The 23,923-nt window shown below is 36.1% G+C and carries 26 protein-coding genes and 1 pseudogene; 24 read left to right on the top strand and 3 right to left on the bottom strand.

Going from position 1 to position 23,923, the window contains the following annotated elements; translation table 11 throughout:
• Window positions 1-132: 132 nt before the first annotated feature.
• The 3 genes from ACT29I_RS06680 to ACT29I_RS06670 all read left to right on the top strand — a co-directional run bounded on the left by ACT29I_RS06680 (window position 133) and on the right by ACT29I_RS06670 (window position 2,568).
• Window positions 133-327: a hypothetical protein gene (locus ACT29I_RS06680; RefSeq protein ID WP_444793013.1), complete on the top strand. Its 195-nt coding sequence runs from the start codon at window positions 133-135 to the stop codon at window positions 325-327.
• A 438-nt stretch (window positions 328-765) separates the two neighbouring features.
• Window positions 766-1,416, top strand: a complete 651-nt coding sequence (locus ACT29I_RS06675) for a peroxiredoxin-like family protein (RefSeq protein WP_444793012.1) — start codon at window positions 766-768, stop codon at window positions 1,414-1,416.
• Between the two features lie 120 nt (window positions 1,417-1,536).
• Window positions 1,537-2,568, top strand: a complete 1,032-nt coding sequence (locus tag ACT29I_RS06670) for a serine hydrolase domain-containing protein (protein WP_430934154.1) — start codon at window positions 1,537-1,539, stop codon at window positions 2,566-2,568.
• 147 nt (window positions 2,569-2,715) lie between these two features.
• Here the strand turns inward: ACT29I_RS06670 and ACT29I_RS06665 are convergent.
• Window positions 2,716-2,907, bottom strand: a pseudogene (locus ACT29I_RS06665) (IS91 family transposase); the annotation flags it as partial.
• Window positions 2,850-3,029 carry a hypothetical protein gene (locus tag ACT29I_RS06660; RefSeq protein ID WP_444793098.1) on the bottom strand — a complete coding sequence of 60 codons (180 nt, stop codon included), beginning with the start codon at window positions 3,027-3,029 and terminating at the stop codon, window positions 2,850-2,852. The pseudogene ACT29I_RS06665 and the gene ACT29I_RS06660, both read right to left, overlap by 58 nt.
• Window positions 3,030-3,419: 390 nt before the next feature.
• On the opposite strand from ACT29I_RS06660, the gene ACT29I_RS06655 reads away from it, so the two are divergent.
• The 21 genes from ACT29I_RS06655 (at window position 3,420) to ACT29I_RS06555 (ending at window position 23,239) form a co-directional block, all read left to right on the top strand.
• A complete protein-coding gene (locus tag ACT29I_RS06655; protein ID WP_444793011.1) occupies window positions 3,420-4,358 on the top strand; it encodes an SDR family NAD(P)-dependent oxidoreductase in 939 nt (312 codons plus the stop codon).
• Between the two features lie 109 nt (window positions 4,359-4,467).
• Window positions 4,468-4,929 (top strand): SRPBCC family protein, encoded by a 462-nt coding sequence (locus ACT29I_RS06650; RefSeq protein ID WP_444793010.1) that lies wholly within the window; start codon window positions 4,468-4,470, stop codon window positions 4,927-4,929.
• 364 nt (window positions 4,930-5,293) lie between these two features.
• A complete protein-coding gene (locus ACT29I_RS06645; protein WP_444793009.1) occupies window positions 5,294-5,698 on the top strand; it encodes a nuclear transport factor 2 family protein in 405 nt (134 codons plus the stop codon).
• A gap of 114 nt (window positions 5,699-5,812) precedes the next feature.
• Entirely contained in the window at window positions 5,813-6,679 is an 867-nt protein-coding gene (locus ACT29I_RS06640; protein ID WP_444793008.1) for an SDR family oxidoreductase, read from the top strand.
• Between the two features lies 1 nt (window position 6,680).
• Complete coding sequence (locus ACT29I_RS06635; protein WP_444793007.1) at window positions 6,681-7,046, top strand: EthD domain-containing protein; 366 nt, start codon at window positions 6,681-6,683, stop codon at window positions 7,044-7,046.
• 84 nt (window positions 7,047-7,130) lie between these two features.
• Entirely contained in the window at window positions 7,131-7,547 is a 417-nt protein-coding gene (locus tag ACT29I_RS06630) for a hypothetical protein (protein WP_444793006.1), read from the top strand.
• 14 nt (window positions 7,548-7,561) lie between these two features.
• A complete protein-coding gene (locus ACT29I_RS06625) occupies window positions 7,562-8,029 on the top strand; it encodes a flavodoxin (protein ID WP_444793005.1) in 468 nt (155 codons plus the stop codon).
• 93 nt (window positions 8,030-8,122) lie between these two features.
• Window positions 8,123-9,235: an MBL fold metallo-hydrolase gene (locus ACT29I_RS06620; RefSeq protein ID WP_444793004.1), complete on the top strand. Its 1,113-nt coding sequence runs from the start codon at window positions 8,123-8,125 to the stop codon at window positions 9,233-9,235.
• 42 nt (window positions 9,236-9,277) lie between these two features.
• On the top strand, window positions 9,278-10,192 hold the full coding sequence (locus ACT29I_RS06615; RefSeq protein ID WP_430934163.1) for a helix-turn-helix domain-containing protein: 915 nt from the start codon (window positions 9,278-9,280) through the stop codon (window positions 10,190-10,192).
• A gap of 38 nt (window positions 10,193-10,230) precedes the next feature.
• The gene (locus tag ACT29I_RS06610) at window positions 10,231-10,614 is read left to right on the top strand and encodes a GxxExxY protein (protein ID WP_444793097.1); all 384 of its coding nucleotides are present in this window, start codon (window positions 10,231-10,233) and stop codon (window positions 10,612-10,614) included.
• 57 nt (window positions 10,615-10,671) lie between these two features.
• Window positions 10,672-11,334 carry an NAD-dependent epimerase/dehydratase family protein gene (locus ACT29I_RS06605; RefSeq protein WP_444793003.1) on the top strand — a complete coding sequence of 221 codons (663 nt, stop codon included), beginning with the start codon at window positions 10,672-10,674 and terminating at the stop codon, window positions 11,332-11,334.
• A gap of 399 nt (window positions 11,335-11,733) precedes the next feature.
• The gene (locus tag ACT29I_RS06600) at window positions 11,734-12,558 is read left to right on the top strand and encodes an oxidoreductase (protein ID WP_444793002.1); all 825 of its coding nucleotides are present in this window, start codon (window positions 11,734-11,736) and stop codon (window positions 12,556-12,558) included.
• 188 nt (window positions 12,559-12,746) lie between these two features.
• Complete coding sequence (locus ACT29I_RS06595) at window positions 12,747-13,700, top strand: SDR family oxidoreductase (protein ID WP_444793001.1); 954 nt, start codon at window positions 12,747-12,749, stop codon at window positions 13,698-13,700.
• A gap of 12 nt (window positions 13,701-13,712) precedes the next feature.
• The gene (locus tag ACT29I_RS06590; protein ID WP_444793000.1) at window positions 13,713-14,219 is read left to right on the top strand and encodes a hypothetical protein; all 507 of its coding nucleotides are present in this window, start codon (window positions 13,713-13,715) and stop codon (window positions 14,217-14,219) included.
• A gap of 120 nt (window positions 14,220-14,339) precedes the next feature.
• Window positions 14,340-15,134 (top strand): EFR1 family ferrodoxin, encoded by a 795-nt coding sequence (locus ACT29I_RS06585; protein ID WP_430934168.1) that lies wholly within the window; start codon window positions 14,340-14,342, stop codon window positions 15,132-15,134.
• 84 nt (window positions 15,135-15,218) lie between these two features.
• Window positions 15,219-16,142, top strand: a complete 924-nt coding sequence (locus ACT29I_RS06580) for a helix-turn-helix domain-containing protein (protein ID WP_444792999.1) — start codon at window positions 15,219-15,221, stop codon at window positions 16,140-16,142.
• 1,600 nt (window positions 16,143-17,742) lie between these two features.
• Window positions 17,743-18,804 carry a pyridoxal-phosphate dependent enzyme gene (locus ACT29I_RS06575; protein ID WP_430934170.1) on the top strand — a complete coding sequence of 354 codons (1,062 nt, stop codon included), beginning with the start codon at window positions 17,743-17,745 and terminating at the stop codon, window positions 18,802-18,804.
• Between the two features lie 2 nt (window positions 18,805-18,806).
• Entirely contained in the window at window positions 18,807-19,877 is a 1,071-nt protein-coding gene (locus tag ACT29I_RS06570; protein ID WP_444792998.1) for a DUF1611 domain-containing protein, read from the top strand.
• On the top strand, window positions 19,874-21,385 hold the full coding sequence (locus ACT29I_RS06565; RefSeq protein WP_444792997.1) for a hypothetical protein: 1,512 nt from the start codon (window positions 19,874-19,876) through the stop codon (window positions 21,383-21,385). Before ACT29I_RS06570 ends, ACT29I_RS06565 begins: the two co-directional genes overlap by 4 nt.
• A complete protein-coding gene (locus tag ACT29I_RS06560; protein ID WP_430934173.1) occupies window positions 21,375-22,175 on the top strand; it encodes a creatininase family protein in 801 nt (266 codons plus the stop codon). The genes ACT29I_RS06565 and ACT29I_RS06560 overlap by 11 nt, the downstream gene beginning before the upstream one ends.
• Entirely contained in the window at window positions 22,175-23,239 is a 1,065-nt protein-coding gene (locus ACT29I_RS06555; protein WP_444792996.1) for a mandelate racemase/muconate lactonizing enzyme family protein, read from the top strand. The genes ACT29I_RS06560 and ACT29I_RS06555 overlap by 1 nt, the downstream gene beginning before the upstream one ends.
• Before the next feature lie 169 nt (window positions 23,240-23,408).
• On the opposite strand, the gene ACT29I_RS06550 is transcribed toward ACT29I_RS06555, so the two are convergent.
• Window positions 23,409-23,585 carry a hypothetical protein gene (locus ACT29I_RS06550; protein WP_444792995.1) on the bottom strand — a complete coding sequence of 59 codons (177 nt, stop codon included), beginning with the start codon at window positions 23,583-23,585 and terminating at the stop codon, window positions 23,409-23,411.
• Window positions 23,586-23,923: the final 338 nt, after the last annotated feature.

Raw genomic sequence — 23,923 nt, 5'->3', positions numbered from 1 at the left:
TCCTACCTAAATAATTTTCTTAAAGATCATTGCTCCGTTCGGCATAATTCAAGCAAGCTTGATTCTGCTCTCTCTTATCGCAATAATGTACTGTTCATTTAGAAGAGCTGCCGACAGTTATGTCCGTGAGGATTGTCGCTTAAACTGGCTGATATAAGCATAGCGAAGTTCGACAGGGGAACAAGAGAAGTCGGAGGAGCCCATTGTACCATTGACTGTAGCGACAACAAAACGCTACATAGGGAAGGGGCTCTGCTTAGAGATGTGAATATAGAATTGATACTATCCGTACTGGCTTTGTCCTATTTGGCTGAAATAATTAAGTAGTTGATTCTAAACGTCGTTATATGTTTGTTCAAATATGAAGATAAGTCACAAGTAGTTCATATAGCTAATGAACTATACATGTACCGGGTAGGTTCATATGAAAAGTAAATGAAGAACTTTATCGGTAAGCCATATGAGGGAAAACTTCACAGCCTGTCCACGAACATCGGGATACGGTTTGATGAAGGGGCGCTGATAGTTTACTTATTATTGTTACTTTTAGTCACAGTAATTGAGTAGACTATCAGGCTCTACTCTACGTGTTAATTCCCTAAATAAAGAAACTCTATTAATTTCTTAAGCTATCGGGTCAAATATTGTGTAGGAAAATTATACTAAATTTAACCGTTGGACAGAATTAAAATGAGAAATCGAAATTTGGCGGAGTATGTGAAAATAATCCTAAGCTAGGAATGGAAATATAACTAATGTAATTATATGAGAAAATTAAAAGAGCTAACTGATGCTAAAATAGCATCTGGACGACAAGCTAATCCTGCGTTTATGAATGGTGTCGATGATATTATTAAAAAAGAAAAAGAGTTTGAACAAGGGAAAAATGCAATTAAAATTGGGAAAAAAGCTCCTAACTTTGAGCTACCTAACCCGGCAGGCAAATCAATATCATTAGATGTTTTATTAGAGAAAGGTCCTGTTGTTATTACTTTTTATAGAGGTAATTGGTGTCCTTACTGTAACTTGCAACTTAGAGCTTTGCAAGCTAAACTAGATGACATTCATGCATTAGGAGCTACATTGGTTGCCATTAGCCCACAAGTACCGGATGGGTCATTGACAAATGATGAAATTAGTAATATGGACTTTACTGTATTGTCTGACCAAGACGCAAAAGTTGCTCTGCAATATGGTGTTGCATGGGAAGTGCCAGAGTTTTTAGCAGAACATATGCGAGTAGATCGTAAACTTGATTTAGAAAAAATTAATAATGGCAACGGTAACATATTGCCAATTCCAGCTACGTTTATATTAGGACAGGACGGCGTAGTTACATGGAGCTATGTTAACGTTGACTATAGAACTCGTTCAGAACCCGATGAAATTATTGAAGCCTTGAAAAATCTATCTTAAGAAAGTACAACGTATCTTCATGTAACAGGATGATTATTTTTACCTAAAAAACAATTCAACTTCATTGATAGCATAGGTCGTTTATATGTTTCTGAAATAAAACTGCCATTCCAAAATATTATGACAAAGAAATACACGAAACAAATAATCAGAATTATACTACTAGTGGGAACCATTGTTTCTATGTTCTTCGTGCCCTGGCTTTTGGTGAAGGCATGGATACTTCCGCTACCTGATACGGTTCAAGAGCAGTTAGAAGAAGCAATAGGTCATGGATTTGACGGGATGATTGTCTTTGTAGACCAAGCTGGTAAACCACCTCAGTATTATACCGCAGGCTGGCATAATCGAGAAGCCGAGATACCTGCCAAACCTCAAGCCTTATTTAAAATTGCCAGCATCAGTAAGCTATATGATGCTGTGGCAGTCACCAAATTGGTAAGAGATGGACGTCTTTCTTTAGATAAAACCATCGCTGATTATTTACCTGAACTTGTAGGAAGAATTGAAAATGCTGAGAAAATTACCCTAAGATTAATGATACAGCATAGAAGTGGAATCCCCAATTTTACAGACGCGCCAAATTTCTGGGCAGCTCCATCTGAGTCATATGGAGAAAGCCTTGCATTGATTCTGGATAAACCTGCAAACTTTGAACCTGGTGAAAACTATGAATATTGCAATACGAATTATTTATTAATCAATAAAATAATGGATGATGCACTAGGATATGGCAACTTTCAATTCATACAGGAAGAAATTTTAAATCCCCTAAATCTAAACAATACTTTTAGTTCTTTAAGCGAAGTAAATTTGGATAATGTGATGAGTGGTTACCATGTGGGGCATCCCCATGATTTAAAGGCAGATGAACATGGTATGTTAGCTACGGCGGAAGACGTGGGAACATTCCTAAGAGCACTGAACGAAGGAACATTGTTTGAACAGGGAGAACAGGAAATATATTCTTCCATTTATGAATATGAACATTCTGGTTGGGTACCGGGATACCAGAGTTTTGCAAAATATCATAAAGATATTGATGCAGTTGTTGTTGAATTCTATAGCACGACCGACCCTAAACTGTACAATTGGAACTTATCAGAAATAATTAACAATAGAATTGTTAGAATAATTAGAAATAAAAACTAGCCACAATAAATAGGAATATCGCGGTCTGCAAGACCTAGCGATTATTCCAGGTTGAGCTACAACCCGGTTTAAATACCTGCCATGTATTTTAATGGGGGTTTTTGCGTTTTTTTTGTCTTAAGAATACAGTGTACCACTTTGTTTTGCTTATAAACCATCTTTTCCTGTCATGCGTTTTATTTTTTCTTGTTTTGATTCTGATATAACTTCCAGATGTGGGTTTGTTTGTTGCGCAGGGGTGAAAAATGCCAGATCAAGATTTCGTTTGGTGGTATGGTGATTTATGCCATACTTTCTAACGCGAACAAATCCCTTGGGCATGACATGTTGGCCAAAGCGCTGTAAAAATTCATAGCCTTACACGATTTGGGGCTTGGCAGGTCTTTTTTTCTGTAATCTTTTGCCCGGAACTTTACATGCGTGTTATTTATACTTATGATTCTATCATTAGATATGGCAATACGGTGTGTGTTGGGAAACCCGCGTACATTGCACCCATTTGCAATTACTCACAGTATTAGAATATTGTTTTTTTATGTTTGTGAACTTCGTTTCGCACAAGCTAAAGGCACAAACCAAAATTATAGCGATAAGTGAGAACAAATCGAACTTGTTCTAAATTTGTCGGGCGGAGGAATAATCAGCAATACTAATTTGTAAATGAGTGCAATGTTAACCAACTCGCTCTTCATAAATCACATGGTATACTATAATTTTCAAAGTTAGGTTTTATTACTTTTCAAGCTCAAAATAAATAGCTTCCGCAAAAAGTATCCATCTTTCCTTAAAATATATACATACGAAAAAGCTGTTATATAGAAATTTGCCATGTAATCTTAAAACGAAGAAGCATGGCAAATTCAAAACTTGGAATATTAGTAAACTTATTTCTTCCCCAACGAAGAAAACCTAATCCCAAACATGCAATCCCTGAAAAGGATAAAAATCTGAAAGGCAAAACCATTGTATTTACCGGAGGAACTGATGGTATGGGACGTGTGGCCGTAGAGATGCTTTACGCTATGGGGGCACATGTTGTCGTTCTTGGGCGCAATAAAACGAAAACAGAAAATGTAATTAGTGAAATAGTCAAGAGTGAAGGTTCAGGTTCATTAAGTCTTCAAATTTGTGATTTGGCTTCAATGGATAGCGTTAAAAAGTGTGCTGAACAAATTATGGCTGAGTATAGCAAAATTGACGTATTAATTAATAATGCTGGCATCAATATGACAAAACCAACCTTTACCTCTGATGGTTTTGAAACCAATTGGGCAGTCAATTATTTAGGAGGGTATCTGTTAACGAACCTTTTACTTCCAAGAATTCAGCAGTCATCACCTTCGCGTATTGTGAATCTTACGACCAATACCAACTTTATTAAGCAAATAGATTTTGATGACATTGAATCAAAATTGAATTTTGATACTGTTGATAGCTATACCCAGGCAAAACTTTCAATGAATATGTTTTCTATTGATTTAGCTAAAAAACTAGACGGAAAGGAGGTAACTGTAAATTATCTGTACCCTGGATATATAAAATCAAACCTACTGAGCAACCTTGAAGGGCCAGAAAAGATGATGCAGTTTTTTATGAATGTAATGGCATCTCCTACAGAAGTTGGTGCAGACCGGATTGTTCGATTAGCCATATCTTCTGAGTATAAAGGCAAAACGGGTGTTTATGTATCTGAAGATAAAATCAAACTTCCGCACAAGGAAGCTCAAATGGAGTCAAAACGAAATCACTTGAAAAAGATTAGTGATAACGCACTAAAAAAGTGGTTGTAAGAAAACAATCATGGTAATACGGAAAAAGTATTCGTCAATCCTTAAAATGTATTCATGCAAGAATGCCTAAACAAGGAAATTTGTAGCGTACAAAATTTTAAAACAGAAGATGATGGCAAAGTCGAAAATAACATTTGAATTCACTCATTTCTATCCGGGGTTTGAACCTCAGAAGTTTTGGGATTTTCATGTAGACCATGAATGGTATACTCAGTCTGATATAATGATTGGCGAAATTTCATTACTCAAAGAAGGCGAAGGACACCCATCGGGTTTGGGAGCACTACGTAAACTAACCATCGGAAACATAAAGCTTGAGGAAGACATTGTTGGCTTTGATGCGCCTCATTATTTTAGTTATGCTGCCCGCCCCGGTGGAATGCCGGTAAAAAACTATGTGGGTGAGTTTTTCTTTACAGCAAAAAACAATGGATTAGAACTTAGGTATAAAGGGAGTTTTGACCCCAAACCAAAGGGTACAAATTGGCTCTTTAAATACATCTTTAATTCACGTATGCGAAAAATGGTTCCCATTTGGGAAAAGGGTTATAAGTCATATCATAATTTATAGTACAAAACTACTGATGATGCATTAACTTGAAAAATATTGTCTTCATATTATTGACAATAAGCAATATATGAGTAGCCGTTGATTTTTTTGATTTGCATTAATTCATTTACCCCGAAGGGGTTTTACTTTGAATAACCGTGGGTGCAACCCACGGTAAAGACAAGAAAACTCGCTGGCAGCCCCAGAGGGGTTGAAAAATCAACTCGACATAAAAGTTTTATATTCAGCCCCTTCAGGGCTGTGACATTCAGGTTGTAGTCAACCGTGGGTTTGAACCCACGATTATTCATATTGTACCCTCCGTGGCAAGATTAATGTTGAAATCAAACGCATCAGCAATGATGCAAAATAAAAGTTAAAAGCAATGAAAGATTTAAAATTAGAAGAGAACAAAGCAGTCGTAAAAGCAGTATTTAAAGCCATTACAGATGGTAACTGGAGCTATGTAACAGAAACATTTGCCGATGATGCAAAAGTTTGGGTAGCTGGTGATATGCCCATTTCAGGGAATCACACAAAAGACTTTGTAAGAGGTTTGGAAACAGGAAATCCGGCAATGTTCCCCAATGGAATGTCGCTTACTCCCAAAGCAATGACTGCCGAAGGAGACCGTGTTGCCGTTGAAGCTGAAACATTTGGCGTGCATGTTAGTGGTAAAACATATAACAACTTCTTCCACTTTCTGTTGGTTATACGTGATGGTAAGATACAAGAATGGAAAGAGTATATGGATACGAAACATGCCAGCTATACATTCTTTGGAGAATAAGCGTAATTCTTCGTCTAGTCGTTAGCAAAACAAAAAAAATGGTAGGTGAGCATTGTATAAGCATGCTTTTACCTACTGTTTTTTAAAAAATAACTAGTGTTAAAAAATTGCATAATGAATAAAAAAACAATATTAATAACTGGATGTAGTTCTGGATTTGGAAAACTAACTGCCAAACTATTTCATAAAAATGGCTGGAATGTAATTGCAACGATGCGTTCGCCAGAAAAGGAAACAGAATTAACTGCCTTAAGCGACGTTTTGGTGACTAAACTGGATGTTACAGACCAGATAAGTGTTAGCAAAGCAGTTGACGCAGGTGTGGATAAATTTGGAGGTATAGATGTACTGGTAAATAATGCCGGATTTTCAGGAGCAGGTATTTTTGAACAATGGAAAGATGGAGATATCAAGGCAATGTTTGAAACAAATGTATTTGGTCTAATGCGTGTTACAAAAGAAGTACTTCCTCTTATGCGTTCAAAAGAAGAAGGTATAATTATCAATATATCTTCACTGGCGGGATTAATCGGTTCCCCATCTTCGTCAGTTTACAGTGCATCGAAATTTGCTGTAGAAGGTTTAACAGAAGCACTTGCAATTGAATACGCTCCCTTTAATATTAAATTTAAAACAATTGCACCAGGAGCTTATGAAACAAATCTGTATTCTTCTATGGATAACAGTCGTTTCTCAAACGGAGATGAACAACTCAGAGATTATTGTTTAAAGATGATTGCAAAGATGAATGAAACAGTGGAGCAAATGATTGAACAGGGAAACCAAACATCTGATCCGCAAGAAGTAGCAGATAAAATATATAAATGCGCTACAGAAAAAACACCAATACACAATGTTTCAGGAATTGATGCCGAATCTATGTTGCAAATGAAAAAATCAATGTCCGAAGAGGAGTTAGTGAAAACCATCAGTGATATGGTTGTTCCAAATACAAGTAATAGTAACCCTAAAAAAAAGTAAAATGATTAAGTATTTAACATTTGCTAAAAGTAAAAATGGATTGTCTTACGAAGAGTTCGTTGATTATTACAATAACAAACACATACCTCTGTGTATGGAGCTTCTTCCAATACTAAAAAAGAGTACCATTCGACGTAATTATCTTCAAAAGGATAAGGTAATTTTCCCTCCAAATTTCGAGGGTGAATTGGAGTATGATGTGGTAACCGAAACAATTTGGCATAGCCAAGAAACCTTTAATGAATTTCTTGCAGCGACGAATAATCCTGAAATTCAGGCGAAAATAACTGCTGATGAAGTGAACGTATTCGAGAAAGGAACTCGCGTTGTTATTGTTGATGTACATGAAAACAAAGCTGATATTTAGGTAATAAGTTGAATTTAACGCAAGAAGTAGGTAGAGATGAATCATACTTCACCTACTCCTTTTTCAAAAATAAAAGATTACAAAATGAAGAAAATAGTATTAATAATAATTGGAATCGCTTTGATAGTTTTAGCGATTGTTACTTGGGGTAAAAGTGTATCAATAGTTGACAATGGCGTTATCGTCACCAACAAAAGCAACAATGTAGTTACATCTTATCAAGGTAACAAAAAAGTAACAGGCGATTCGTACCACCCCTACTTAATGGGTACGAACATTGATGATGCTATAAACGGTGCTTTAGAAAAAGCTGGACCTGATTACGATATGCTTATTGATGCCACTTTAGAGGTGAATTATTATTACATGATTGTTTACTTTTCAAACTATATAACAGTAGAAGGTACGGCTGTTAATTCTGCTGAGCTTAAAGCTGAAATGGGTGAACAAGAATATTTTAAATGGCTTTCAAGTAAAAGTGTCATTCAAAGACACAATTAAAAAGGAGGAATAATATGTCAAAATCGTTGGTAATATACTACTCATTGCAAGGACATACAAAACGTGTTGCGGAAATGATTGCCAATAAAACCGGTGCAGATATTTTTAAGCTTGATTTAGAAGAAGATTACAATTTAGGAACGGTATTGGAGGTAAGTAAACAGCATATTAAGAATCAATACATACCAGATTTAAAGCCATTCAACTTAAACCTTGATGAATATGAGCAAATAATAATAGGAACGCCAGTTTGGTGGTATACCTATACAGCACCTATTCGTTCATTTTTACACAAACATAGTTTAAACGGAAAAACAGTAAGGTTTTTTAGTACACATGCCGGGGCAAATGGAAGCACATTTACTGACCTTGAAGTACTAGTGACCGGTGCTAAAATTCTTAAACCAAGAGGGTTTTATACCTATGAAAATTTTAGTTGGGACTCTATTGAAAACGAAGTAAGCAATTGGCTTGAAGTATGACTATTCGGGAAAATGTATTCATTATTTACTAAAATATATACACATTCAGGAACAATATTATAGTATTTTGTGGTATAAATAAATTCTATCTAAATGAATATAAAAAAAATAATGATAATAGCTTTTTCTATAATAGCAGCAATAATCTTAGGTATCATAATATTTATCAATACACCGCGATTTGGTAAACATCCTGCGGGTACCCGTCTTTCAAGAGTTGAGAAGTCACCGAACTATAAAAGCGGGCAGTTTCAGAACTTAAGCCCAACACCTATGCTTACCGAGGGAGTAAACTATGGAAAAGTGCTCATGGATTTTTTCTTTTCCGCAAAGCCAAAAGAACCCCAATCTGTTTTACCATCCCTAAAAACCAATTTGAAGGCTTTAGAGCCTTCTGAAAACGTAGTAGTTTGGATGGGGCATTCATCGTATTTCATGCAGTTAGACGGTAAAAAAATATTGGTTGACCCTGTGTTGAGTGGATATGCTTCACCCTTTTCGTTTAATATAAAAGCTTATGATGGCAGCGATGTTTACACAACTGATGATATTCCGGAGATTGATTATCTTTTTATTACTCATGACCACTGGGACCATCTGGATTATGAAACAGTTCTTAAATTAAAACCAAAGATTAAAAAAGTGATAGGTGGGCTTGGTGTTGGTGCACATTTTGAACGTTGGGGGTTTGACAAATCTGTAATTATGGAAGAAGATTGGTTTAAACCGCTTTATCTTGATGAAGGTTTTATTGCCCATGTTGCACCGGCACGCCATTTTTCGGGGAGAGGTTTTAAACGCAACCAGACCTTGTGGGCTTCGTTTGCTTTATTTACTCCAGCCACAAAAATATACATAGGTGGTGATAGTGGATACGATAAACACTTTGCAGAAATTGGTGAAAGGTATGGCCCTTTTGATTTGGCAGTTCTTGAAAACGGACAGTATGATAGCAAATGGAAATATATACACATGATTCCCAATGAGCCATTAAAAGCCGCAACTGACCTAAGAGCTCAAGCTTTGTTGCCGGTTCATTCAGGAAAATTCACATTAGCTAATCACGATTGGGATGAACCACTTTCTAAAATATCAGCAACACCGCAAGATAGCCCAATCCGTATCATTACACCTATGATTGGAGAAAAGGTAAACCTGCAAGATTCTCTGCAACAATTTACAAAGTGGTGGGAAACTGTAAAATAGTTCTATTATTCGTACCTTAATAATCATAAATTTCTTGACATAATGAAACAGATAATCGACATAGACAGCATAACCAGAATGCATCAGATTATGGGACTTAAGAGTCCTGATCATCCATTAATTTCGGTTACCCTTAGTAAGGATTTTGCAGCTGAGTTGATGGTGCCAGAAGGGAAATACAGGCTGAATCTTTATATGATAAGTTTAAAAACAAGTTGTAAGGCTGATTTTAAATATGGCAGAAATTCATTAGACTTTGAAGAAGGTACTTTAACTTTTTCAGCACCAGGTCAGGTTTTTGATTTTGAAGAGAGTCTGATAGAAAATCAAAATTCAGATGAAGGCTGGACCATAATATTTCATCCTGATTTCATCCGGCACACAACACTTTCTAAGTCTATTACTACTTATTCGTTTTTTGACTATGAAGTTTATGAAGCTTTACACGTTAGCGAAAAAGAGAAACGAATACTTTTTGAATTTGTTAGAAATATCAAAACCGAAATTAAGGAAACAATGGATAAGCATTCTCAGGAGTTAATTGCCATTAATATGGAAAGCTTATTTAAATACAGTAACCGATATTACGACCGTCAGTTTTACACCCGAACAAATTTAAATAAAGGCTACTTGGTTCGTTTTGAAAAATATCTGAAAGAATATTTTGCTTCGGAGTTGTTATTAAATCAAGGATTACCAACAGTGCAACAATGTGGCGAGGCCCTTAATATGTCTGGTTATTATTTGAGTGATTTACTAAAAATTGAAACCGGGAAAAGTGCAAAAGAACATATTACCTTGTATATGATTGAGCAAGCCAAGACAAAACTTTTGGGGTCTAACTCATCGGTTAGTGAAATTGCTTTCGATTTTGGGTTTGAATACCCGCAGCATTTCAGCAAACTTTTTAAATCCAAAACAGGATACAGTCCTTCGGAATATCGAAACATGAATTGACCACTGAAAACACTGAAAGCACAGAATGATAAACATAAATTATAGATTACTTATATTCAGACGAAACCTATAAAATTAGAGGAGCCATTTACGAGGTATATAAAGAAATTGGATGTGGATTTCTTGAAGCTGTATACCAAGAATGTTTGGAGCGAGAGTTTAAACTACTGGGTATACCTTTTGAATCACAGCAACCAATTGATATTGAATATAAAGGAGATGTACTAAAGCAAAAATATATACCTGATTTTATTTGTTTCGATAAAATTATTGTTGAAATAAAAGCTGTAAAAGAATTAGCAAATGAACATCATGCACAGGTAATTAACTATTTAAAAGCAAGCGAAATGGAACTTGGCTTACTGGTGAATTTTGGGAGCTATCCAAAAGCAGATATTAAACGATTAATTTATAACTATTAAAATATACTGACATGCAGCAAACTTTCAGTGTCTTCTGCGATTTCAGTGGTGAAAAATATGAAAGCTATAATAACAGGTTCAACAGGAATGTTGGGTAAAGGGGTTTTACTTGAGTGCATTGACGACCCAACGGTAGAACGGGTATTACTTATAAATCGAAAACATGTAGATATATCACATCCAAAGGTTAAAGAAGTTATTCATAAAGATTTCAGGGACTTTACTTTAATAAAAGAGCAACTTGAAGGCTACGATGCCTGTTTTCATTGCATGGGAGTATCAAGTGCAGGAATGCGTGAAGAAAAATTCACCGAAATCACCTATTCCATGTCGAAAGCGTTGGCTACCGTTTTATATAGCATAAATCCCAATATGGTTTTTAATTATGTGTCGGGTTCAGGTACTGATAGTGCTGAAAAAAGCAGCACAATGTGGGCACGGGTAAAAGGTAAAACGGAAAATATGATTTTGAATATGGGATTTAAAGATGCCTATATGTTTCGTCCCGGCGCTATTTTACCGGAACGAGGTACAAAATCGAAAACAAAATTATATAATACCCTTTATATGATTACCCGTCCATTGTTTCCATTAATGAAGCGGATGAAATCGGTTACTACAACTTCAAGAATCGGGAGAGCGATGATTAATTTATACAATCATCCTCAATCCCTGAAACATTTAGAAGGAACTGATATTAATAGGGTAGCAGGTGTTTAGTGTGTACTTCTTTTCTTATGTTTTTAATAATTGATTTTTGAGGCTGGCTTTTAGGATCTTTATTACGCTAACTTTATTGGGCCAATGATTTATATCTATCCCTGCCCAACGGTTTAACTGCAACAATCTATATTCTTCATTTCACATATTTTATCATTACTGGTTGCTAAAATGTATACATATTCAACCAAATTGTTTAGGTGGTAAATACCTTTCTTGTATGAACTTTGTTTTATGATAAATTTTTAGAAAACTAAAGAGTTTGAATTATGAAACGATCATTGACTTTATTAATCATAAAGTACACACAGGAGGATGATTAAAAAAAGTTGATGCGAGTTCCTGTCCGGCAACAACCGGATATGGCACATTTTTTAAAGACAAAAATTTTAAACAGATATGAAAAAGGTAGTTATTATAACAGGAGCAAGTAGTGGCATAGGTAAAGCAACCGCCATGCAATTAATACAAGAAGGTTATACTGTTTATGGGGCTGCACGCAGAGTGGAAAAAATGAATGAACTTGTTTGGACAGGAGGGAAAGCCGTAGCATTAGATATTACCAACCATAATCAAGTACGTGCTGAAATACAAAAGATAATTGAAACAGAGGGAAGAATAGATGTACTGGTAAACAATGCAGGTTATGCTGTTTATGGCCCGATAGAGGAAATCACTTATGAAAAAGCCAGACAGCAATTCGAAGTCAACTTATTTGGTTTAGCCGAAGTCACCAAAGCAGTTTTGCCCACAATGCGCAGCCAGGGCCAAGGAACTATCGTCAATGTATCATCTGTTGGTGGCAAAGTTTACACTCCGCTCGGAGCATGGTATCATGCAACCAAGCATGCCTTAGAGGGATGGAGCGATTGTCTTCGCTTAGAGGTCAATCAATTTGGCATCAATGTGGTCATTATAGAACCTGGCGTAATCAATACCGGTTTTGCCCATGCAATGGACCAACAGCTCGACGATAGTATTGGTCCTTACAAAGAGCTAAAACGTATTATTGTCAAAATGATGCAAAGCACCAGCAAACCCGGACAATATAGCGAACCTACCGTAATAGCCGTTACGATTAGCAAAGCGATAAAAACTAAAAACCCAAAGACGCGATATGCCGCCGGTAAAATGGCAAAACAATCATTGCTTGGCAGAAAGTTGTTGAGTGACAAGGGTTTTGATAAGATGTTTTTGAGAATGGTGAAGAATTATGGCAAATAGCAATGTAACAAATAAGTTATCTGTAACTTACCTCTTGAAAAATATATTAAACAAGAAAAAATTGGCTACTACCAAAATGTATACATCATCAACCAAATAGTTTAAGTAACAAGCCCATTTTCTGTTGTTTATTTGTATCGTGAAAGTTTCACCAAAAGAAGAACAAAAACGATTAATAAAAAAACATCATGAATACTAAAAACAAATTTGGAAAGCAGGGATGGACGCCAGAATTAATGGAATCTCAAAATGGAAAAACATTCCTTATTACGGGCACAACAAGTGGTACAGGGTATGAGGCAGCCAAGATACTTTTATCTAAAGGTGCTAGCGTAGTGATGTTAAATCGTAACCCTAAAAAGTCAGAAGACACCATTGCTGCTTATAAAAACGAGTTGGGTAATCATATCGACGTATCATATATCACTGTGGATTTAGGAAAACTTGCTTCAGTAAGGAAAGCTGCAGTAGAAGTGCTTAAGACGGTATCTCGTATTGATGCTTTAATGCTTAATGCTGCTATAGCGCAAGTGCCTAAGCAGGTGATAACAGAAGATGGTTTTGAGAGTCAGCTAGGTACAAACCACTACGGCAATTTTCTATTGCAAGGCCTACTGTTTCCGCTGATTGAAAAATCTAAAGGACGTATCGTAACGGTAGGCAGTATGGGCTATGATATGGGCATTAAAACCATCAAATTTGACGATATGAACTGGGATAAAGATTACACAGGTAATAATGCCTATAGCCAAAGCAAACTGGCACAGATCATGTGTATTTACGAATTACAAGATAGATTAGAAAAAGCTGGTAAAACGGCTGTCAAAGCTTATGCATGTCATCCCGGCTCTTCCAGAACATCCCTTATTAAAACAAGTGGTAGTTTAATGTTGAGAATTACCTTTGGCCTGATGAAATTATCACCATTGACACAATCAGCTGAAAAAGGTGCCTATCCTGAATTAATGTGTGCAACCGAAGAGAATTTAGATCAGAAGGGTTTTTATGGACCTACAGGACGAAGCAACTGGGTTGGTCCGGTTGGAGCACATAAACTTGAGCCACATGCCTTAGATAAAACCATAGCTGAAAAGTTGTGGGAATTATCAGAAAAGGAAACAGGTGTGAAGTGGAATCTTTAAATAGTTAGAATTATGGATATCTTAAAAACAGCACAGGATTGGGCAAAAGCCGAAATGTTTTCAACCACTTTTTTCATTATAGCGGGCGTTTTATTTGTAGCAGCAAGCATAGGCTTTTGGCAACTGGGAAAAACAGATTTAGCACGAGCATACATCATACCTGTCGCAGTAGCTGGTGCTTTACTTTTAACCATAGGATTTGGTTTATTCTTCACCAACAAATCAAGAGTTACGCAATTTGAAAAAGCCTATAATCAGGATGCATCAGCTTTTGTGCAATCAGAACTTACACGCGCCGAAAGTACTTTAAAAGAATATAAAAACATTGTTTTTACAGCAATCCCATTAATTATTGCTGCCTGTGCCCTGGTTATAATGTTTGTTAACGCACCAGGTTGGCGGGCTAGTATGATTACAACTATGGCCATGCTAATAGTTATTTTGTTAATTGACGGTACTGCCCATGCCAGAATTGACTATTACAACAAACAATTGATGTCAGCTGAAAAACAAGAATGAAGTTTTAAGGCTTACTGTAATAAAGTATACGTCATTTACCAAAATGTTTAAGTGATTGGAGGTTAGTAGGCACTTACTTTGTATTGTAATAATTTCAAGAAAGACAAAAAAATTAAACAGATGAAGATTCTTTATTTTACAGCAACAGGTAATAGTCTGCATATTGCAAAATCGCTTGGAGGAGAACTGCTTTCAATTCCCCAAATGGATAAACAGGGAATCTACGATTTTACAGACGAAAAAATTGGAATTGTATTTCCGCTCCATGCATGGGGTGTACCTTCTTATGTGGTGGATTTTCTGAAAAAAGTGACCTTTAATTGCAACTATCTTTTTGCCATAACAACTTATGGTATTTATTCTGGTGCTGTTGCTAAACATTTAACAGACATAGGTAATGAGGCTGGGTTCTCTTTCGATTATATCAATAAAATAAAGATGGTAGATAATTATATACCAACTTTTGATATGAAGAAACAGATTTCAAAAGAACCAAAGAAAGAGATTGAAAAACATTTGGCATTGGTTCAATCAGATATTGAAGCCTCTAAAAAGTGGATTTTGAAAGAATCGTTCGTAGACAGATCGATGTTCAACTATATGGCTAAAAGAGGCAGCAAGCCATTCAACACAAAAAGATTAAAGGTTCATGTGTATGGTGAAGGTATTGACAATTATATTTATGTAGAAGATTCTTGTACGCAATGTGGAACTTGTGCGCGTGTATGCCCGGTAGATAATATTAGAATGGACTATGAAACGGGAAAAATAGCATTAAGCGACAAGTGTTTTATGTGTTTTGCCTGTGTGCATCATTGTCCTTCAAATGCCATTCATATAAAAGGCGAAGTTAACGGAAACAGATTTCGTAACAGCCATGTTAAGTTAAGTGAGATTGTTAAGGCTAATAGCTAGCCTTTTTTCAGTAGTTTTGCTATTATTATAGAAGCATAACGGGAATTAAAAATGGCTTTATAATTCCATATTAAATTTAGAATAATGAATCATATAACAATTAAAAATATTTCAGATTTCAACCATGCTTTTAATTTACCTGAACCAGAGAACCCTCTATTTAGTATTGGACAAAAGAAGTTAAGTGCCGATGAAATTGAAAATTGTGTTGCTTCAAACGAAGAAGCTAGCTATACGAATCAGTTTTATCTCATCAGTCTTAAAAATATAGTTTCAGGAGAGATACTTTATGGGCGTACAAAATACGATTGTGGTACAGGCACCTTGTTGTTTTCCGCGCCCAATCAGACTTATGTAATAAAAGATATAGTGATTAGTTCAGAATCCTGGTTTATAGCTTTTCATGAAGACTTTATTCGAGGATTGGATATTCAAAAACGAATCAAGAGCTACAATTTTTTCAATTACAACGTCAATGAGGCATTGCACCTTTCACCAAAGGAAGAGCAAACCATAAAATCTATTTTTCGAAATATAGAAGTAGAGTATCAGAATAATCAGGATGAATTTAGTAAAGAAATCATTCTGACCCATTTAGACGCATTGTTAAAATATGCCGATCGTTTTTACAAGCGACAGTTCCTGAACCGAAAAGAGATTAACAAGGCTCTCTTTACGCGTTTTACGGAAATACTGGATGAGTATTTTGAATCAAACCAATTGGAAGAAAACGGAATTCCGACTGTTGAATGGCTTGCAAGTAAGCTTGGTGTTAGTCATAGATATATGCGAGATACCATTAAAACCGAAACAGGAAAAACAGCGGTAGACCAGATTAATTTGTATTTGGTGGAAGAAGCTAAAAATTTATTGCTTGCCCCGAATGCTTCAATCTCTGAGACAGCTTATAAACTGGGTTTTGAATATCCGCAATACTTTTCCCGTCTTTTCAAGAAAAAAACAGGAGTTAGCCCGAAAGAGTATATTGAGAGTGCAACAATGAATTAATTTCGGACCCTGTTTGTAAGTACATTGGTAAGTCGCACGTTCCACCCTCAGACCGAAACTTACCAAAGAGCTTACAAAGCAGCCCGAGCAACCGCCTTGCAGGACAGTTTTAGGATTGCCCGCCCTTCGAAAACAAAATAATTTCTGTGCTCCGAATCAAGGTTAGTGCAGATAGATTTGATGCGTAATGAACTGATATTATGGGATGAGCAGAGGAAGCCTAGTTGCTTGCGCTGTATAAATCATATGGCGGATAGTACTAATTTTAAGTATATTGCATTTGTTAAACATTACAACGGTTTGATAGGAAATAGCTCTGAAATCCCGCACGCTTCATCGAGATAACGTTGTGGGTTAAACGGGCTGATATAAGCTTGACGAAGTATGGCAAGCAAACTAGAGAAGTCACGTGTGGTTCAAATAGCTAATGAACAGTACATATGTCGGGTAGATTCACCTAAAATGCAAATGAAGAACTCTATCGGCAAGCCGTAGCGACTATGCTGAAGCTTCAGCGTAAGCATATGAAGGAAAACTTCACGTATGGTTTGATGCTGGGAGTGCTGATAGTCTACGTATAATTGTTACTTTTATGTGTATCGAAGTGAGTAAACTTTCAGGCTCTACTCTGGCCACCCAATGAAAAGTAAAATGAAATTAGGACTAATGTTATTTTTGGGTACAAGTTTTATAAGCTCTAGCAAACCGAAGGTAACTTTAAAGGATAATCAAGGGAATTCAATTGAACTTGAGGTTAAGAATATTAATTGACGTCGAGCAAAAGATAAGCTGCAAAAGACAGTCTAGTTATACGAAATATCAAGTCATTTTTAAAGGTTAACAACTCCGCAGTTGTTCTGAATTATTGGTTTCTATATGATAGTCCAAATATTAAATCCCTTAGAAACTGTAGCCCAAAACAAAAAGACGAGAATATTAATATTAGCAAAGAGGGTGGTTCAATTCGACCTATACCAGGTTCGTATAAGGTTGAAGAAGGGGCTTATGCCCGATATAAGATATATAATGACAGCCTTGGAAACCTGCATAGCGACGTAATTGATATTTCCCTATCTGACAAATAGGAAGTGCTTGACTTCAGTTCCACATTACGATTTTCATAGAACATTGATGGAACTAGCAGAGTTAGCTTTAATCCAGTTATCCAAAAGGATGAGCAATACCTGATTGAAGAAAAAAAAGAAAAAAACAATTGTTGGTAGCGGTTCTATGCATTACTGGCTTTTGTGCTAAACTGAAATTTACTACCTTTAATAAACATTGTGCGAATTCGGAAGGTAGTTGCGCTGGATCCCCCACTACGCTTGCAAAAGGCACATTAGTCACCATATGCATTTCAATACTTGGTGTAGAAGAACTCATTGCTATGTTAAAAAAGCATAGCAACTATTATTTTTAGCGAATCGAGGCCATTTTAAAACTTTTTAAGCACGAAATATAATTGCCCAAATAGCTTCTTCAAAAAAAAATGTTGAAAAAACTCCTTAATGGAAGTTTTGAACATCAATATGGTTATATTTAATCATCAATAATGAGTTTTTTCACAGACTCTCGTTAGCTACAATTTAAAATTAACTAAATGAATGTACTTGATGGCGTAAAAACATCGGAGATTAAAATCACACAAGAAGTTAATAACCTAAGCGAAATGTTAAAGGATACTTCTCTGTCGCTGGTGGATAGAATAGAATCTTTCGAAGATATCATTTCACTTGAGATTGGTGATACTTCATTGAGCAGGGCCAGGAATCTTGAAAGGGAGTTAAACATAAGACAACTTTATATCAAATATGAAGGGGGAAATCCAACAGGGACGCAGAAAGACCGTATTGCTTTTGCGCAGGTTCACGATGCTTTTAGGAGAAATTACAATACTATATCGCTTGCTACATGTGGCAACTATGGCGTAGCTGTAGCATTCGCTGCCTACCTTGCCGGTATTCATTGCAAGGTATTCATCCCCGAGACCTATCATACTGAGAGAGTAAAAGAAATGCAAAATTTTAATGCAGAAATAATTAGGCTTCCAGGTACCTATGAAGATACTGTGACTAGATCTAGTGAAATTGCCGCAAAAAACGAATGGTATGATGCAAACCCGGGAGGAATAAATACTTCATTGCAAATCATGGCCTATTCAGAAATTGCCAATGAGATTTATGATCAACTTAGAGATGCACCTAAATATATTGCTGCTCCAGTTTCCAACGGCACTTTTTTAGCTGGTGTGTATCGTGGCTTTGTAACACTCTATAAAAGAGGGAAAACATCAAGGATTCCGAAGTTTGTCGCAGGTTCTTCATCATATAAAAACCCAATTATATCTTCTTTTAAAGCAGGATTGGATTATTGTAAGGATATAGATCCTAAACAAATTAAAGAAACTACGATAAATGAACCATTGATTAACTGGCATAGTTTTGATGGTGATGAAGCTTTATATGCACTAAGGCAATCCAATGGAGATGCACATCATATAAGTGATAATAAAATGCTAAACATGAGTAGGTTTTTGCATAAAAAAGAGGGCTACAGAATTTTACCAGCTTCAACGGCTGGGTTAATAGCACTTTTAAATATTCACGAAAAAAACGAATTGATCAACGATAGATATGTTGCCATACTAACAGGACGATATTAAACATGAAAAAAACAATTGATGGCGAGGCTTTAGTCTATGCTGATGGTGCTTTTAATACACCAAATGGAAAAACCGCACATGGTTTGGTCAGATTCACCGAAAGATACGATATTGTCGGTGTAATAGACCATACTTATGCAGGCAAAGATGCAGGAATGGTGCTCGATAATACAATGTATGACATTCCTATTTTCAAGGATTTTGATGAGGCGCTCGATAAATTGGGAGAAAACAACAAGCCAAAATCGCTTGTGATTGGCTTAGCACCAGATGGAGGGCGATTGCCCAAAGAAGCTAAATCAACCCTAAAAAAAGCGTTGGAAAAAGGGATGAATGTGGATAGTGGGTTGCATGATTTTCTTTACAAGGATGAAGAACTGATGGCTCTTGCTAAAAAAAATAATTGCAGGGTTAGAGATGTCAGGAAAACACCAGATCGAGACGAACTGCATTTTTTTACAGGAAAAATCGAAGAGGTAGATTGTTTGAAAATAGCCATTTTAGGAACAGATTCCGCCATTGGCAAAAGAACAACAGCATGGATCATTGTGCATGCCTTTAGAAATGCAGGATTAAAGGCAGAAATGGTGGGTACAGGTCAAACTGCCTGGATGCAAGGGGCCAAGTATTCAATGATAATGGACAGTTGTATTAATGATTTTGTTTCGGGCGAAATTGAGCATGCCACATACGAAGCATGGAAAAACGAATCACCGGACCTTATCGTCATAGAAGGACAAGGAAGCCTTATGAACCCTGCGTATCCGGGAGGATTCGAAATATTAGCTGCTGGAAGACCGGATTTCGTGATATTACAACATGCTCCCAAACGATTGGAATATGATGGTTTCCCAGGTTATAAATTACATTCGCTGAAAGAACAGATTAATGCTATAGAAACTATTTCCAGTAAAAAGGTAATTGCCATTACCGTGAATCACGAATGGATGGGAAAAGAGGAGATTTTACCTGCTTGTCAAAAAATATCGAAAGAGATTGGACTTCCAGCCTTTGATGTACTTAAGTTTGGTGCTGAAGAACTTGTAGATTTACTTAAATCTTATTTAAAATGATCACTATCGAATCGTTTCTTGTCCATAAAAAATTATCTGTTCGCAATATAAAAATCGAGCCCAAAAAAGTAAAGGCAGAATATTGCGTCGAAAATTTTTCTGGTGAAACCCAATCAATCGAATTGATTTATTCTTACGATAAGCCATATTTCAATCCAAAATTGGCCAAAGACGTTAATTTGGCTTCAAATATGTTAGCACAAGTGGCTTTGAACTATGGCTTGTTCTTTGAAATAATTGAGTTCGATGGACTTTTTGATAAGGCAGACCAAAGGTTTATTCTGGATATGATGGAAAATACTTCAAAGGAAATTCTAACGAATAAACTATTAATCAAAAACGAATTTCTCAAACCGCCTTTTAATACTTTAGAAGTACAAAAACAATCTGTTTATACCCAATCTAAAATTGTTTTTAACAATACTAGATTTTCAGAATTAAAGCTTGAAAAAGTGCAGGAAGAAACCGATTGCAACAGTTACGCAATCCTAAGTAGTGGAGGGAAGGACAGTTTGTTAACATATGGAATTGTCAAGGAAATAGGCAATCCATATCCAGTTTATATCAACGAATCGGGTCGGCATTGGTTCACCGCAGTCAATGCACATAGATATTTTAAGGAAATTGAACCAAATACCAGAAAACCTTGGTGTAATAGCGATCGGGTTTTTAATTGGATGATCAAACAATTCCCTTTTATTAAGGAGAATTATGCCTCAATTAGGGCAGATATATATCCAATACGACTTTGGACAGTTTCCGTATTTCTGTTTGGAACCTTGCCAATTGTGCGAGCAAATAAAATGGGAAATATTTTAATTGGTGATGAGTACGATACAACGGTTAAAGGAACTACCAACGGAATAAGTCATTATAACGGTTTGTACGACCAAAGCAAATATTTTGATAATGCCTTAACCCGCTATTACAGAAACAAAGGTTGGCAAATCAATCAGTTTTCCATTTTAAGGAGCTTATCGGAATGGCTTATCATGAAAATTCTTATTAAACGCTACCCGGAATTGCAAAAAAACCAGGTATCCTGTCACGCTGCCCATGAGGTTGATGGCAGAATGTATCCTTGTGGTAAATGTGAAAAATGCAGAAGAATAATTGGTATTTTAAAATCATTAAACGAAAATCCCGAGAATTGCGGTTACAACCAGACCCAAATTAAAAATGGATTAAAAGCCTTGGAAACCCAATCGGTTAAGCAAATTGGCAGTGATGCGTCACATTTATACCATTTGCTGTTGTCACAAAATCTTATCGGCAAAAATGAATTCACTAAAAAAACGGCGAAAGAATTTCCGGAAATAACCAAACTCAGGTTCGACAAAGAGCGGAGCAACCTAATTGACCTTCCGAAATATATAAGAAAACCACTGTTCGATATCTTAATTCAATATGCAGATGGTGCGGTGTTGAGAAAAAATAAACATTGGGTTGATTTAAAAATCAACAATGATTTTATGAATGAATATAACTACATAATAGATGAGAAATAAAGAACAATATCCAGATTATATGTGGGAAACATTGACCTGGCCGGAAATTAAGGAAAGACTAAAAATTGTTGATACAGCAATTTTACCTTGTGGAGCCATAGAGCAACATGGACCTCATTTACCGTTGGATGTAGATTTTTTTGATGCCCATTATATGGCTAAAAAAGTTGCAGAGAATTGCGAAGAACCAAAACCTTTTGTACTCCCGGCAATTCCTTTTGGAGTATCGTATCATCATAGTGAATTTAAAGGGACAATTTCGGTGACCAATAACGCATTGTCAGCAATAATTTATGATATCGGCATGAGTTTGGCGCATAACGGAATTAAGAAAATAGTCTTGTTAAATGGTCATGGCGATAATAAACCAACACTTGAATTTGCAGCCCAAATGATCAATAGAGATGCGGAAATATTTGTTTGTGTAGAAACGGGGGAAACAAGTGATGTAGATTTATATGATTTAATAAAAACCCATAACGATATACATGCGGGAGAAATCGAGACAAGTACCACCCTGGCCATTCGACCGGAACTGGTAGACATGACAAAGGCTGTAGATGAAACCCTGGATCTTAAAAATGAATATTTGGATTTTACTTCAGCTAGAGGTGTGAGCTGGTATGCACGTACAAAATTACTTTCAAAATCAGGTGTAATGGGTAATGCATCTTTGGCAACTGTTGAAAAAGGAGAGAAGATGTGGAAGATCATGATAGCTAAAATGACCGAATTTGTAGAAACCATTAAAAATACACCTATGAACGAACTTCATCAAAACAGGTATTAATGAAAATCAAGAATATTGAGTTTTTTGAACTCGAGATGCCATTGGCAGTTCCGTATACCATTGCCTACGAAACTGTTGACAGAACGGTAAACATTGTCCTTAAAATTACTACAACTTCTGGTCTGACGGGTTGGGGTTGCGCTGCTCCAGACCTTGAAGTTACTGGTGAAACCAAAGAAGATGTCATACATAATATTAAAAATGATATTATTCCCATACTTAAAAATCAATCACCATTTCAAATAGTAAAATTCATTCATGACGTAAAACAACGATTAAAACAAGCATCATCAGCCATTGCAATGTTAGATATGGCCTTACACGATCTATTGGCGCGTAAAGCCCAATTGCCTTTGTACCAATTATTAGGTGGTTATAGAAAATCAATTCAAACAAGTATTACGATAGGAATTTTACCTACTGATGAAACATTAAAACAGGCACGGGAATTTGTAAGCCGAGGGTTTTCTGTAATAAAATTAAAAGGAGGACTGAACTTAAACGAAGATGTCGAGAAGATTATTAAATTAAGAGAAGAACTTGGAAAGGACATTGTTTTAAGATTTGATGCCAATCAAGGATATTCCATAGATGAATCGTTAAGATTTGTAGAACAAACTAAATCTGCTAGACTTGAAATCCTGGAACAGCCTACTTGCCAAACCAAAGAATCGAGTATGGGAATAATTTCCAATAGTATTCATATTCCGGTTATGGCAGATGAGAGCATAAAATCAATAAAAGACGCTTTTAGGCTGGCAAGCAATAATTTAATTGATATGGTGAATATTAAATTGATGAAAGTTGGAGGTATAATTGAAGCCCAGCATATTAACTCTGTAGCAAAAGCAGCAGGAATGGAAGTAATGGTGGGATGCCTTGATGAATGTGCTCTTGGGATTTCGGCAGGCCTGCATTTTGCATTGAGCAGACCAAATATCGAGTTTGCGGATCTTGATGGTCATCTCGACCTATTAAATGATCCATTTCATGATTTATTTACACTAAAAAACGGTACTCTATATCCGTCTCAGGAATATGGATTGGGAAAAATAAAACTGTAGCCAAAAAATGGAAGTGAAACAATTTTTTTTTGATTTTATAGTATTGGAAGGTCTCATGCTTAATTTCTAAAATTCACGAATTAGAAAATCTTAGAACAGCAACACAAAAGCTTTCCGCTGTTCTAAGATGTCATTCTTAACTTGTTTTCTAATAGTGTAGCTTGTAATATCACAGGTTCTCTACCAGTGTCGCTAACGTAATGTTTACTACCTTTAGGTGTAACAATTGCGTCTTTTTCTGCAATATCGTATCCTTCACCATAGTATTGTCTTTGCCTCTCGCCTGAACAACCAAATACAGCGCAGCCTGATAAGCATGAACATGTTCTCCAAGCGTTACTTTCACCCGTACGGTTAGATTTTATGGTATGAATAGGACTTCCTTTGGGGCGTTCTCAGGGAAGCTTACGGTATATTTCATGCAGGTTTTGAACCTGAATTGGAAGTTTTAAGTAAATAGCGACAAATTTTCAAGTTAAACCCGCAATATGCATTAGAAAATCTATTACACATTGAAATGGTTTCAAAACAAGACACTCCGCTGCTTCACTTCAACTCACCATAACGATGTTATGCCTGGTTTCAGTAAAGCCTTGTTTTATTGCACTTTCAATGTTCACGACGAAGTTCTAATACATAATCCGGGTTAAAGTGATAAAAAAGTAACTTGTAAATCGCCTATTT

The organism is Saccharicrinis sp. GN24d3 (assembly GCF_052400645.1).
GTDB lineage: Bacteria > Bacteroidota > Bacteroidia > Bacteroidales > Marinilabiliaceae > Saccharicrinis.
This window is presented reverse-complemented; position numbering and strand designations above follow the sequence as displayed.